The sequence below is a fragment of the Bacillus sp. 7705b genome (assembly GCF_002289525.1).
Lineage (GTDB): Bacteria > Bacillota > Bacilli > Bacillales > Bacillaceae > Bacillus > Bacillus halotolerans.
The window spans coordinates 54,763-69,485 of the sequence record NZ_NSDH01000023.1; the positions used below are offsets into that span (position 1 = coordinate 54,763).

Sequence of the window (14,723 nt, forward strand, 5' to 3'; positions counted from 1 at the left end):
CGTCCCCCTTACATCATCTCAAGTGTTACCCTTGTGCCGCGTCCGCTAGGTTCAGCCGGATGTACGATCAGCTTTTTCGGAAGCCGCGCCCGCAGTTCCTGCACATGGCTGATCACGCCGACAGACAGATTGTCTGACTGCAGTTTTTCCAAGGCGGTGACAACCGTATCAAGCAGATCTTGGTCAAGCGTTCCAAACCCTTCATCCAAGAAAAAGAACTGAAGCGGGTATTCACCGCGAAGCTGAATCTGCGCAGAAAGTGCGAGAGCAAGAGAAAGCGAGGTAAGGAAGGTCTCCCCTCCTGACAAGCTTGATACCGGGCGCTTAACACCTCCATTGGCATCATCCCGCATCACAAATCCGCCTTCTGAATCCACTTCAATGGCATAACGCTGTCTTGTCAGCACGCCGAGCCGTGCTGACGCATCCCGTGCAACACTTTCAAGCTGTTCCTCAGCTAAAAATTCAACGAACGTATTGCCTTTAAACACCGCTTGAAGCTTGTCCAGCCTGTCGATATGGGTCTGCCATTTTTTCAGCTCAGCTTCAATTTCATTGAAACGTTTGTGATGGTCGCGGATCACAGCCAGCGCTTTGGCCGCCGCTCCTTTTTCTTCCATAGCAGTCCCAAATGCCTCCTCGGCTTCTTTTAAGGACGTGACGGTTTCGTTCCATTCACTTTCGGATAAGGATCTGCCGGCGAGCTTATCAGACACACGTTTTAAGTTTGCGGCATTTTGCTTACATTTATCCAGAAACTGGTCAATGCTGCCTTTGATCTTTTCAAGCTCATCGGCTGGGATGAGACTGCGCTCCACCTCGTCAGCCCGGACAAAGCTGGTGCTTTTCGCATGTTCAAGCCAATCCGCTTCCGCTTTTTTCAACCTTTCTTCCGCTTCCTTAAGCGTATGCTCGCTTGCTGAAGCGCGGCTTTTTGCCTGATTGAGCATCATTTGGGCGCTTTGCAGCTCTTCATATAGAGATTGTTCTTTTTCCTTTAAACATTTCAGATCCTGCTGAACTGAGCGGAGCTTCGTTTGGATGGAATCCTCTTTTACATAGTCTCCGAGTTCCTGCTTATAATCAGCTACGACGCCCTTCGTACGTTCTGCGGCATAGTGAAGCTCCAGTTTTTCCCTTTCAAGCTGATGGCTCGATTCCCGCAGCCGCTCTTTTTGTGACTCATGCTCAGAAAGAAAAGCGATACTGCGTTCAATTCGTTTCTCGCACTCTTCCGCGGCCCGATCCTTTTCTTCAATGGCTTGCTGCCATTTTTCCGCTTCATCCAGGGATTGGCCTTCAAATGCTTCATGAAACATCTTCTGCTGGCTGTCCATCGAGGACTGAAGCTCTGCGATCATGCTGCCAATACGGTCAGCCTCTCTTTTTTCAAAACTCATTCTTTCATTAAGCTGCTCGACTTTTTTTAATGATTCCTGATATGCGCCAATCATTTGGGTCATTCGTGTTTTGACTGACAGGATGTCCTGTTTGATTTGCTTCCATTCAATTTTTGCGGCATGAAAAGCTTCCTGCACCGGCTGATTCTCGCAGGAAGCAGCTGCCTCAAGAGTCGGCGCTTGAATCGATTTCAAAAACGGACACTGCTCGAGAAAGCGGGCGGACTGCTCTTCAAGTGTGATTTTGGCAGAAAGAATCTCCTGACTGAGCGCCGCCGCTTCTGACAGCAAATCTTCTGTCTGTTTGATTTCTGCTTCAACGTTGCGATCCGGCTCATATGTCCCATGTGCTGAGGCAGACGGATCATGATCGGTTGAACCGCAGACCGGGCAAGGTTTTCCGGCAATCAATTTTTCCGATAACTCCTTGGTAAGTGCCGCCATTCTTGCTTTCTCACGCTGAGTATGAAGTGTGTTTTGTCGCTGTTTTGCCTGATCAGCAGTACGCGTAAGGGATCGTTCCGTCTCGCAGACCATATGATACACAGCTTGCACAGCCTCATATGCCTGTATGATTTTATTTTCTTCCGCTTCAGCCTTTTGAACGAGTGTGTTCTTTTCCTCATTCATCTTCTGTAATACAAGGTTCAATGCGTCAATGCGTTTTTTCTCTTTTGCCAGCTGCTCCTCAGTCTGTCTGATCCGCAAAGCCATTTCAGCGGCCTGCTGGCAGCTTTTCCGCTCATCAGTGGTTACCTGCAAGGTTTTGAGCTGCTGTTTTAATTCCGTCTGTCTGTTTTGTCCCCTTGTAAGACGGTCAGTTACGGTTTCTAATTCCTTCATGACAGATTGAAGATTTTCGGCCTTCTGCTGAAGTTCAGCCTGTTTGCGCTCTGCCTCCTGCTGGGCCTCTCTCAATTTGATTTCGATCTCCTGCAAGCGGAAGAGCTGTTCCTGCTCAGCTAAAAGCTCTGGCTCTTTCTCGCTTTTATGGCGGCGCCACGCTTCATATTCTCCATTCTTTTGCTGAAAGAAAGCGGTGCGTTCTGTTAAATCCTTTTGGGCAAGCACTTCTTCCCTCGCGGCCTTCTCCTCATGCTGTACCGCTTCCAAGTATCGGTCCGCATACGGCTTTAAAGCGACTGCTGTTTCCGCTTCCGCCAGGCGTTTTTGCATGCTGCCGACATGCGGTTCTTTCTCTTCAAGCTGCTTTTTCTCTGCTTCATAAACGATTTTTTCCTTTTGGACATTCCAGATCTCTTGATGCTCCGCAAACCGTTCTTTTATTTGATCACGATTTTTTCTCACTGATTCCAGTTTGGCTTCCGCTTGTTCAACCGCTTGTTCAGCTTGTTCAACCGCTTCTGAACTCGCCTCGCCGAGACCCGATTGCTCTGCAAGCATTTCGTTTTTTCTCGCATTGGCTTCCTGCGCCTGCCGTCTCAGCTTTTTCACAAGGCGGTCTCCATACTGTTCCAAATTGAATAAACGCTGAAGCATATGCCTGCGTTCCGCCCCTTTTAAGGAAAGAAATTCAGCAAACTTCCCTTGCGGCAGCACAACCGCTCTCGTAAAGTCGTCGATGGTCAGCCCCAAGAGCTCCTCGACTCTTTTGTTCACTTCATTGGCCTTATCAGCAAGCACAGTTTGCTCATCCTTGATCTCGATGAAACGGCAAAGCGCTGTTTTCACTTTCATTTCATCCGTTCTCTTAAACACACGCTCGACTTTGTAAGAGGTTTGATGATTGGTCTGAAGCGCAAAGGTAAAGGAAACAGTCAGCGAATCTTCCGCATGGTTTAAGATCCCGTGCGTATTGTTCGCCGCCCGCTCTACCTTTCCGTATAAAGCAAGGGTCATCGCATCAAGGATCGAGGATTTACCGCTTCCTGTCGGCCCGAAAATACCGAAGACACCCGCACCGGAAAGGCTGTCAAAATCTATCGTCTGCTCCTCCCTAAAGCTGTGGAGCCCTTTTATCGTTAAGGCGATCGGCTTCATCTTGCTTCCTCCTCATCTTCTGCGCCTGATGCAAGCTCTAAAAACAGCTTCACCATTTCATCATCCGGCACTGCGCCGCCTGTCTGTTTTTCATAAAATTTCTTAAAACGGTCTTCGATGGACACATGCTTAACCTCGATCCGTTCGCGCTCACTATTTTGTTCTTCAAAGAGCGGCCTGATATGGATAAAGCCCGGATGTGCTTTTCGCAGTCTGTGAATGTCTTCAAGTGACAGCTGGTCCGTCACACGGATTTCAAGATCAATCCAGGCATTCTGATCCCTGCCTTCATCGAGCCAGCTGTATACCTCGCTTAAACCATTTTGCGCTTTCCATTTCACGAGAGACTTGCCGCTTGATAATAAAACCTCATGCCATGAGGCCTCTTCGCCAGGCTTTGCGTCTACAATGGTCACCGATTTGGCGTAGCCTGCCTCAGAAAAGCTGTAGGCCAGCGGAGATCCAGAATACCGCGCAAGCGTTCGCGCCCGTTTAATCGTTTGCGGCCGATGCAAATGGCCAAGCGCCACGTAAGCGGCATCCGCCGGCAGGCTTTCAGCGGCCACCGTATAAGCGCCGCCGACTTCAATCGGCCGCTCCGAGTCCGTTTGGTTGCCGCCCGCAACATAAATATGGCTGGCGGCAATCTTTACGGCGTCTTTTCGGAAGCGGCTTGTAATCTGTTCAAACGCCTGCCTGATTTTCACATCATAGTGATCACGGAGAAGTTTCTCATCAAATGTATCGGAAAGAACTTCATTTAACCGTGCCTCAGACGGATATGCCAGCGCTCCGACAGCCAAAAGCTCACCTGCTGAAGGCACTTCTATATGAAGCGGTTCAGTTGTCGGATAGCCGATTAAATAAATGCCGTTCTCATGTGTCAGCGGTGAAGCAGCGGACAATCTGTCAGGATTATCATGGTTTCCGGCAATGACAACGATCGGGCGCTTTCCTCTGTCACTGAGAGCGGACAGGCTTTCATAAAATAACTGCTCGGCTAAAGCCGGCGGGTTCACGGTATCAAACGCGTCTCCCGCCATCACAATAGCATCGATCTGCTCTTCCTTTACGATTGTATTCAGTTCGTCCAATACATCCGCCTGTTCACTCAGCCTGCTTCTTCCTTCAAGGGTTTTTCCTAGATGCCAGTCAGCCGTATGTAAAATCCGCAAATGCGTTCACCTCTCTTTTGTATAGAAAACGAGATCCGCTCCGTCTGAATTCCCGGAGCTTATGGATCTCGTTATAAAGTCAGAATGTGCCCTCCGTCAAAGAAATAAAGCGCACACCCTCTTACCTTCGTTTGAGCAATTTGTTCAACGGCCCTTGTGTACAGCTTAATTTGCGTTTCATATCTCTTTTTCAGGATCGGGGCTGCTCCTTCAAAGCCGTGCTGGAATTTACCCTCAATTCGGTCTGTTTTATAGTCCAGCAAATATAAGCCATCCTCTGTTTCGTAGAGACAATCGATGATCCCCTGCACCAATAGCGGCTCATCCGCCTCTTTCGCATCAGGATAAATCTCTTTTGCCGGAAGCGCCAAACTGAATGGAACTTCGCGGTTCTTCCATTTAGCGCCGATCAGTTTTTCGCCAATTTCCGTATGGAAAAATTGAACGATTTCCTCGATATTGATAGCGGATTGCTGTTCTTCGGTGAGCAGCTCTTTTTCATAAAGATGCTGCACTGTCCGCTCCGCTTCTTCTATCGTCGGCACATGTGTCAGCGGAATATGCTGCATGACCGTATGCATAGCTGTTCCTTTTTCTGCTGCTGTCAGGCCTTTTTTCATCATGAAAGCCGGGCGTCTGTACAGAATGCTTCCATCAGCCGGTTTAACGGGCGCCCGTCCGCTGTATTCGTCTTCGTACTCTCTTCTTCTCTTAATCTCAGAAACAGACTGCTTCGTGCGAATTTGTGTCACCTCGCGATGCGAATACTTCCAGGCCAGCCGCTCCCGAGCTTTTTCCTCAAATGCAAACGGGCCGGGAACCGGTTCACCACGGCGGATCGCTTCAAGACGTTCGCTTTTTTCTTCCAGTCTCTCTTCCAGCTCATCATCAAGCAGATCATATGAATGAATCATTTGAATAGCAAAGCGGGCCGGATGGCCTGATATATCAGAAACCGCTGCCGTACCGCCCTCAGCTAAAGACTCCAAGTCTCTGTGTCTGACAAGAGCTGGTCCGATGAAATCCAAATACGTTTTCGCCTGATAGCGGTCAAATTCCGGCAGAAGCCAGTCAGCTTGGGACGCGGATGCCTGCCATTTTGCCAGCTGTTTCTGATGATCCTTGCATGAGCCTACAAGAAACAGCTTTTCCTTTGCCCTCGTTAAAGCAACATAGAGGACACGCAATTCCTCAGACAGCAGTTCCCTGCGCATTTTTTTCTTCATCGCGATGAGTGGAAGCGTCGGATAGCTGATGCGCCATTCAGGATGGATAAATTTCGTGCCAAACCCAAGCTCCTTGTCCAGCAGGTAGGATTTGTTGAGATCCATCATGTTGAAATTCCGGCCGAGTCCCGCTGTGAAGACGACTGGAAATTCGAGCCCTTTGCTGCTGTGAATCGTCATTAAACGGACAACATCCTCCTGTTCGCTTAACGCTCTCGCCGTTCCCAGGTCATCACCGCGTTCCTGCATGCGTTCGATAAACCTCAAGAAGCGAAACAGGCCGCGAAATGCCGTCGATTCATATTGGCGCGCCCGGTCATAAAGGACACGCAAGTTAGCCTGGCGCTGTTTTCCGCCCGGCATCCCGCCGACATAATCCATATATTTTGTGTCGCGGTACACTTCCCAGATCAGCTCGGACACCGAATGGTTTTTCGAAAAAGCGCGCCACTTTTGCAAATGTCCGTAAAACGTTTGCAGCTTTTGATAGAGCTCATCGTTTCGGTCGCCGGCTGCCAGATAGTCTTTCATTGCTTCATAGTACGGCGCCTTTTTGTTTTCAAGCCGAATCAAAGACAGCTCGTTCTCGTCAGCACCGACAATCGGTGAACGCAGAACGGAAGCAAGCGGAATATCCTGATACGGGTTATCAATCACCTTCAGGACAGAAAGCACCACAGACACTTCCACCGCCTCAAAGTAGCCTGATGTTAAATTGGCGTAAACCGGTATGCCCTGAGCTCTCAGTTCCTCCATGATTTGCGGCGCCCACGGCATCGATCGCAGCAAAATCACGATATCGCGGTATTGAATATTGCGGTGTGTCTTCGTTTTCCCGTCATATACTTTAAATGGCGATGAGATCAGCTTGCGTATTTCTTTAGCGATCGCTTTAGCTTCGAACTGCACCGTTTCCAGCTCTTCCGCTTCCTCGCCTGCGTCCGCCTCCTCTGACTTGTCAATCAGCAGCAGCTCTGTTTCCGTTTCGTTGTTTTCCGGATACGCCGCTCCGAGTTTCAGCTCAGCCTGTTCATCATAATCGACCTCGCCGATTTTGCCGCCCATCAGCTGTTTGAACAAGAAGTTTGTGCTGTCTAAAATATCAGCCCTGCTTCGAAAGTTTTTGTTCAAGTCGATTTTCCGGCCAGTACCTTCTCCGCTCTCTGTAAACCGTTTGTACTTTGAAAGAAAAAGAAGCGGCTCCGCAAGCCTGAATCGATAAATCGACTGTTTGACATCTCCTACCATAAACAGGTTGCCTGTCTCTTCCGGCCCGCTTGTGACGAGCTGAAGAATGGATTCTTGCACCAGGTTGGTATCCTGATATTCATCGACAAGCACCTCATGAAACTGCTCTTGATAAAATCTAGCCGCCTCACTCGGCTCACGTTCGCCTTTTTCATTCACAGCGGTCAAGATGGACAGGCAATAATGCTCCAAATCAGAAAAATCGATAAGCGATTTCTCCTGCTTCGCGGCTTCAAACCGTTTCCCGTAGCTGATAACAAGCTGGACGAGTGTTTCAATGACAGGCTCCATGTCAGCCAAACTTTTTACATGCTGCTCCGGGCTTCTGGTGAAGTAATCGGTTTTAAGTTTTTCAAGCAGTTTTTTTGCGCCATTTCGTAAGTCTGTCGCTTCATCAAGCAAGACGGGATCAAACTCATCCCCCTTCACCGCTTTTGCACGCTTAAAGGAGACAGCGGGCACGCGTTGATAAAGTTCATTGAAGTCATCCTGATGCTGAATCAGGTCATCAATCTGCGCGAGATCATCGAGAAAATTTTCAGCGCGCGGCGCAGGTCCGCCCGGCGCTTTTGTCAGCTCAAGGGCACGCTGCAGCTTTTCCTTTGCTCCGTCCAGCACCATCGCAATATCTTCTTTGACATACGGATAAAACGGCAGTTCCTCGATCGCGCTCTTTTCTGTTACATCATACAAATGAACAAAGCTTTTCAGCCATGTCTCCGGATCAGGATGGGAACGGGAATACTCGTACACCTGTTTCACGAGATATTGCAGATCTAAGTCATGCCGGTCAGTCGTGTAGCGGTCGACAAGCTCAAAGAACGCCTTATCACCCTTTGCATATTCATCCTCAAACAGCTCATCAAGCACCTCGTCCCCGAGAAGCTCGCCTTCTGTCTGATCAGCAATCCGAAAGCCCGGATCAAGATCAATCAGGTAGTAATATTTTTTCAGCACCTGCAGGCAAAACGAATGAAGCGTTGAAATGCTGGCCCGGTTTAACAGCGACAGCTGGCGTCGGATATGCAGTGATCCTGGGCGTTTCACCAGCTCTTTTTCCAGTGCATCCGCGATCCGGTGTTTCATCTCTGCCGCTGAGGCGTTTGTAAAGGTGACAACGAGAAGCCGGTCTACATCAATCGGATTTTCTTCCGCCGTGATTTTCCGGATCATTCTTTCGACAAGAACAGCGGTTTTACCGGAGCCTGCCGCCGCTGCCACAAGGATATCCTGGCCGGTTGAGACGATGGCATTCCACTGGTCATCTGTCCATGTACTGTCTGCCGGTTTAGGAATGTTCATTGCCATCAGCCTCCTTCTTTATCCAATCAAGTACCGTCTTGTCCTTTTCGGCCTTTAACAGACGATACTCGTTTTCTTCTAATGATTCATCAAATTGGCATACTGATTTGAACGCACAGTATGTGCAAGGCGTCTTGTTCTTCATTTTATACGGCTCAATGGATACGCGCCCGTCAGTGATTTGCTCGCCTGCTTCTTGGAAGGTGCGGCGCACATGCTTCGTCAACAGCTCAAATTCTTTTTCACCGACTGCCGCTGAATCCGATCTGAGTGAGCCGTCTTTCTTCAGGCCCGCATTGATGATATTTGATCTTCCTTCTTGAAGGGTTGTATCCATGAGGCGAATCGCTTCCTGATCACCGAGGAGGAGGCCCTTCATCTTAAATTTCTTAAAAATTTCCTGTTCAATTTCATCAAGTCCGAGCGGAAGATTCGATTGGATCATCGGGTCATGAATATGGAAATACAGCACTCCGGCCGGCGTAGCTTTCATTCCTAGCCAGTCTAACGAATGTGTAATCGATAAATCCAGATACGTCAGCATTTGCAGCGCAAGTCCGTAATACACTTCCGCCAAGTCAAGGCCTTTATCGCTGGATTTATAGTCGACAATTCGGAGGAGCAGGCCTTTAGAGCTTTCCGCTTTATCCACGCGGTCAATCCGCCCGACGAGCTCCATCGTACAGCCGTTTCTCAGCTTAAAGGTAAGCGGCGGGAGCGGGCCCTTTCCGCCAAAGCCCAATTCAAGGCCGATCGGCACGAATCCGCTCGCTTTTGCATGCTCGCTTAAAATGCCGGATACGCGTGTCACAATTTTTTGCAGTTTTTCCTTCACGTAATAATGTCTGTTTGAACTGAGCAGAATTTCTTTTTGCAGTTTCGGCGCCAGCCGCTCGACCGCATCATAAGAAAACAGCTCGCACTGCTCCTTCGTTAGGTCGCGCCAATCTATTTTTTGCTCACGAAGCCGGTCTGAAATCAGTTTTAAGCTGGAGTGAAACAGCTGCCCGATATCCGGTGCTTCAAGCTTGAAAAATTGACGTTCCTTCAGATGCAGCCCGTGGGACGCAAAATGAGAGAACGGACAAGCGTTAAAGGTTTCCATCCTCGACACACTCCCTTGAATGCGTTCACCATAGAGCTGTCTCGATACAGAGCGTTCAAGCTGCTTGACTTCATTTCGGAAAAACAGGCTTGAGAAAAGCTTTTTCGACTCCAGCCTGTCAGGTGCATTCATCAGCGCATTGTACGCGCTCCACCAGACATCGCTGATCTCATATTCCCTCGTCCATAACCTGAGCTGGCTAGCGGTGTATGATTGTGCCACGCTTTTATTGACAAGGTACATAAGCTGTTCCTCATCGCTGACCTGCTCCGGTTCATTTGTCAATAGACGCTCACGATGCTGCGGAAACAGTTCTTCCAGCCGCTTGATTACAATCGACGGCAAAAGCGTTTTCCCTTCCGCATCAGCAATCGGATACGTCACATAAAGGCGGTCAGACGGGCTTGAAAGCGCCATATAGATGAGGAAATGCTCATCAAGCAGACGCTCCCGCCCGCCGGAGGAAAGCTCAATACCTATCGTCTTCAGCCACTCACGATCATCATCCGACAGCACCCCGTTTTCGTCAGGGCGAGCCGGCAGGACGCCGTCGTTTGCCCCGATCACAAAGGTGCATGAGGTGCCGTATATTCTGGACAAATCCATATTGCCGACAAACACCTGATCAAGCGCCGGAGGGATGAGAGAGAATGTCAGCGACTCTGCACCGGTCTCCATCATTTGCTGAAACAAATCGAGAGAAATGTCATCTTCGCCCATCATTTCCACAAACTCCTCAAGCAGCTGAATGACTGCATCCCACGCCTGCTGGTGCTGCTGTGCTTCAATGATTCTGCCGTCTTCCTCAGCCCGCTGTCTTTCCTGATCCAGCTTCAGCGGCACATCTGTCTCTTCTAAATAACGGTAAAGCGCCTCCGCCTTCTCTTGAACCGTTTTTGCTTTTTTCATTCGTTTCTGCAGCTGGAACAGCGGCGGAACAATCCAATCGCGCGTGTCATTCAGCATGTTTTCCATTTCGATTTCTTGATCGGTCTGCGCAAATTCATCATCTAACGACACAAAACGTCTGTAATGGAAACGGTCACCCTTTGTCCAGCGATCGCCTTTGATCCCGTAAGCGATACAGTAATTCTCCAGCTGATCAACCTGCTCTCTTACCTTGGCCTTCGGCTGGTTAAGCGGGAATAACAGTTCGGTTTTCACGCAGCGGAACACCGCTTCATAACGCCAATTTCCCTTTAATACGTCAAGGCTTGACCGGATAAATTCTACTAACGGGTGGTTCAGCATAGATGTTTTCCCGTCAATAAAATAAGGAATCTCGTAATCTGCAAATACTTCCTTGACCATATCCTTATAGTCTTCCGGCTGACGCGCTAGAATCGCCATATCCTTGTAACGGTAGCCCTTCTCTCTGACAAGGCTGTGGATTTCCCGGGCAATACCTTCCAGCTCTGCTCGTCTGTTTGCGGCCTGCATCACGGTAAAAGCCTCTTGTTTCTCAGCAAACGGAATAACCGGACGCGCTTCATACTGTGCTTCTAAATGGGCTAATTCCGGTGCGCGCTTGTGCCGCTTTGATTCATCAAGCTCTTTATAGGTGATGTCCAGATTCAGTTCCTTTGCCGTCTGGTGGAGGCGATAATACGTTTTTCCCGTCATTCTGAACAAATCAAGTTCCTGCGGCTCCCCCTCATGTGACGGCTTGTCCGCTGTGAGTGAAAACGTGATATGCTCTGCCTGAAGCATAAGCTGCTCTAACACCCTGAATTCCTGCGGTGTAAACTGATAAAAGCCGTCTACATAGACATGTGCCCCTTTCAAATCTTCCGCCTGCGGGATATGCTCTGCCAATAGTGTCAAATAATCCTCAGAATGAAGATACTGATCCTCAAGGCTTTTTTCCATCTGCTGGTACAGGATCGATAAATCATGAAGCTTTTCAGATAAAATACGTTCCCCCCGATACTCGGAAGCTGTTCCGCTATCCGCCATCCGTCGAATATCTTCCGGTTCCAGACAGTATCTCTTAAACTCAGTCAGCATCCGTTCTACCTGTGCGGTAAAACCGCTTTTATCACTTGCTTTTTGATAGACTTTAAACTCCTGTTTGTGCTCTTCAATGAGCTTCCGCAGGAGCATCTGTACGCCCGTGCTCGTAAGAAACGGCCTGCTCATTCCTCCCGTATGCTGGAGGACGCGCCAGGCCAGTCGTGAAAAGCTGAAGACTTGAGCACGAATCATGCCGCCCGTATCAGGCGTTTTAGCAAGCTCGTATTCCATTAAAAACGTCATTTGATCCGGGACTAGAAAAATGATCGGTTTCCCGAATGGAGCCCGGCGCAGTTCATCTTGAATGCTGTCGATGATCAGCTTCGTTTTTCCACTCCCGGACCTGCCTACTAAAAACTCTGCTCCCAAATTAGAAGACCCCTCTCTTTTTATCTGTTTATATTTTATCGAACATTGACGAAAATGACCAATCTGATCTATTGGTAAAAACGGCCTTTTCACTTATGAGAAGCTGAATTTCTCCGCACATGTTTTCTGGCCTCACATATACTTTTACAGAAGCCCAATTCCTTAAGAATGGAGTTGAACCCCTTGTATTACAGCTATTTTCCTTATCCAGCGCAATATCGGGAAGACCCTGTTTTGATTCAAAATCTCCAGAAAGCCATCAACGGAGAATTCAGTGCGGTTCAATGCTACCGCAGGCTTGCTGAACTTGCCCACCCTGCCGATGTCAGAAAACAAATTGAAGAAATCAGGCGCGATGAGATCCGCCATCTCCGTAATTTCTCCTCATTATACGGAGCCATTACAGGCAAACATATTATGCCGAAACAAACAGAGAAATGTCCGGACACTTTTACAAGAGGACTTGATGCCGCTTTTAAAGATGAACAGAAAACCGTTGACTTTTACTTACGCGCAGCTGAGGAAACCTCAAATGTAAAGGCAAAGGGTATCTTTACGCGCGCCGCACGAGATGAACAAAATCATGCTGTCTGGTTTTTATACTATTTGATGGATCGCTAGCACCCGATTTAGATCGACACGATCAGATTATATTTACACCCTCTCCCCCTAAAACACACTCCACTGTTTTTCTTAACCTCAGCCGGGAAACATAAAATCATACACGAACATATGAGGGGGAATCAAGCATGCAGCAAACCATTGAAGCTTGTATCGAATGTATGGAGGCTTGCAACCATTGTTTTACAAAATGTTTGGAAGAAAGTGCGCACCACGATCTGAGCGGCTGCATCCGGCTTGACAGGGAATGTGCGGATATTTGCGCGCTGGCAGTGAAAGCCATGCAAACGGACAGCCCCTTTATGAAAGAAATTTGCGCACTTTGCGCCGATATTTGTGAAGCCTGCGGCACTGAATGCGAAAAGCATGATCATGATCATTGCCAAGCGTGCGCGACGTCTTGCTTTGCCTGCGCCGATCACTGCCGCAAAATGGCTGCGTAACGAAGCATGAGAGGGGTCAAATGAGAGCCCTCTTCACTCTTTTGACAGCCATACAGAGTAAAAATCAATCCACCCCTCTTCATCGAGCATCAGACCCTCAACAGTTTCACTCGATGCAACCTCAAGCACATTTTGATACAGCGGAATCGCGCTGACATCGCCTATAAGCTGACGGTCAATTTGTTTTACTATATTCATTCTGGAAGACCGGTCGGGCAATGAAAAAAACCGTTCTATCATTTCTGAAAATGTCCGTTTCTGTTCATTTGAAAGATGCTGATGCAAAAAGCTGTTCTCCGAAAGCAGCAAATGCAAAAAACCAAACTCGCCTTCTTCATAAAACGTTGCGCTGTCATGAATGATGTCAGCCATTTGTACGATTTCCTGGCGGCGCAAATCGGCAGCAGTACAAAATTCCAGGTCAAGCCTAATGCCGTTCCGTTCACAAACCTCTTGAATCCATGCTGCGTCCTCGCGATGATCTGTTTCAGAAAAGGTAAACAGTGACAGCGTTTCCCCCGCATATCCGCTTTTTTTTATTAATTCCGCAGGTGAAGCATATCCCCAGTCAAAAGGCGCTGGGTGGAAAAAAGATGATACCGGAATTGTTCTGTGTCCTCCCGCCTCACGAACGAGCTGTTCAGATGAAATCAGCAGCCGAAGGGCTTTTCTCAAGCTTGGATGCTGAAGCGGCCCTTTCTTTCTGAGGTTTAGTGACAAGTATTGAACATGCCGTTCTTCAAAAACAGTTTGCCGCTCAGGAGGTTTCTGTTTTTCTCTAAGGGTAAATCCGTACATATCATCTGCTTGCTCAGAAAACACAAACTCAATACGATCTAAGAATGCCCGGCCCTTAAAATAACGCTCGTTGGCTTGAAGAATGAGCATGTGTTCGTCATGCTGAACAAGGCAAAAAGGTCCCGTCCCATTCACCCCGCCGTTCATTTCTGCCGGCAGGATAGACAGCCGTTCATCACAAAGAATATATGGCAAAAGCTCATTCGGCTGATCGAGCTCAATGTCCACACAAAAAGGCCCTTTCTCTGAAATCCGTTCAACACCTTTCAGCAGCCATTTATATGGATTTTCATCATGATCCATAAAACGCTGAAACGTAAATACAACATCCCTTGACGTCAATGGCTTTCCATTATGAAAAGAAACGCCTTTCCGAAGAAAAAATCTCCACCTTTTTTTCCCTGCCTTATTCCATCCGTGGATCAAATGCGGCTGCGGCTCTCTCTTTTCCCGATCAAATCGGAGCAGTGTATCATAAATCTGCTTGACAAAATGGCCCTCTGACCGCAGAAAAATCCTGCACGGATCAAAACTGCTTACCGCTGCTGGGGCTATAAACAAGCGCAGCACATCCTGTTCACCATTCTGTCCGGTTTGTGTTACAAAACCGAATACCTCAGAAAACCACATGTCATACATATTTTGAATCCCCGGAAATGCCGGCTGATAATGGTCAAGCAATCCTTTTGCTTTTTCAAGTTTACCGGCTGTTGTATATTCCTTGGCAGTTTGAAGCAGCAAATCTTCCGGCTGACGGAGAAAAGCGATTTTTGATTTATGGCCGCGCCCCGATCCGCTTTCGCGAATGATCCACTTTTTGCTCTCCATCTTATGTAAAATCAGCTTCGCATTTCTCTCTGTACAATATAAACATTTCGCAATCTCACTGAGCGGCATTTCCTTCATCTGTCCCGGTTCGCCCTTCTCAGCTTTTGCGAGCGCCACATAATGGTCAATCAGCTTCAATCCCTGCACCTCCTGACAAAAAAGGGGAATCTTTTTCTCTTATTTTCTTCTCTTTT

At 48.3% G+C, this 14,723-nt stretch carries 7 protein-coding genes; 2 read left to right on the top strand and 5 right to left on the bottom strand.

From position 1 onward, the window contains the following. Positions 1-8 precede the first annotated feature (8 nt). The 4 genes from sbcC to addB all read right to left on the bottom strand — a co-directional run bounded on the left by sbcC (position 9) and on the right by addB (position 11,839). Entirely contained in the window at positions 9-3,401 is a 3,393-nt protein-coding gene (sbcC, locus tag CJU60_RS09735) for an exonuclease subunit SbcC (protein ID WP_095713671.1), read from the bottom strand. Beyond that, positions 3,398-4,576 (bottom strand): exonuclease subunit SbcD, encoded by a 1,179-nt coding sequence (sbcD, locus tag CJU60_RS09740; RefSeq protein WP_095713672.1) that lies wholly within the window; start codon positions 4,574-4,576, stop codon positions 3,398-3,400. Before sbcD ends, sbcC begins: the two co-directional genes overlap by 4 nt. A gap of 71 nt (positions 4,577-4,647) precedes the next feature. Next, positions 4,648-8,352, bottom strand: coding sequence for a helicase-exonuclease AddAB subunit AddA (gene addA / locus CJU60_RS09745; protein ID WP_095713673.1), 3,705 nt, complete (start codon positions 8,350-8,352; stop codon positions 4,648-4,650). Further along, entirely contained in the window at positions 8,339-11,839 is a 3,501-nt protein-coding gene (gene addB / locus CJU60_RS09750; protein WP_095713674.1) for a helicase-exonuclease AddAB subunit AddB, read from the bottom strand. Before addB ends, addA begins: the two co-directional genes overlap by 14 nt. A gap of 183 nt (positions 11,840-12,022) precedes the next feature. On the opposite strand from addB, the gene CJU60_RS09755 reads away from it, so the two are divergent. Both CJU60_RS09755 and CJU60_RS09760 read left to right on the top strand, forming a co-directional pair. Further along, positions 12,023-12,460: a ferritin family protein gene (locus CJU60_RS09755; protein ID WP_095713675.1), complete on the top strand. Its 438-nt coding sequence runs from the start codon at positions 12,023-12,025 to the stop codon at positions 12,458-12,460. A gap of 128 nt (positions 12,461-12,588) precedes the next feature. Next, positions 12,589-12,903 (top strand): four-helix bundle copper-binding protein, encoded by a 315-nt coding sequence (locus CJU60_RS09760; protein WP_024120836.1) that lies wholly within the window; start codon positions 12,589-12,591, stop codon positions 12,901-12,903. 33 nt (positions 12,904-12,936) lie between these two features. Here the strand turns inward: CJU60_RS09760 and CJU60_RS09765 are convergent, their stop codons facing one another. Continuing rightward, positions 12,937-14,667 carry an SgrR family transcriptional regulator gene (locus CJU60_RS09765; RefSeq protein WP_095713676.1) on the bottom strand — a complete coding sequence of 577 codons (1,731 nt, stop codon included), beginning with the start codon at positions 14,665-14,667 and terminating at the stop codon, positions 12,937-12,939. Between the last annotated feature and the right edge of the window lie 56 nt (positions 14,668-14,723).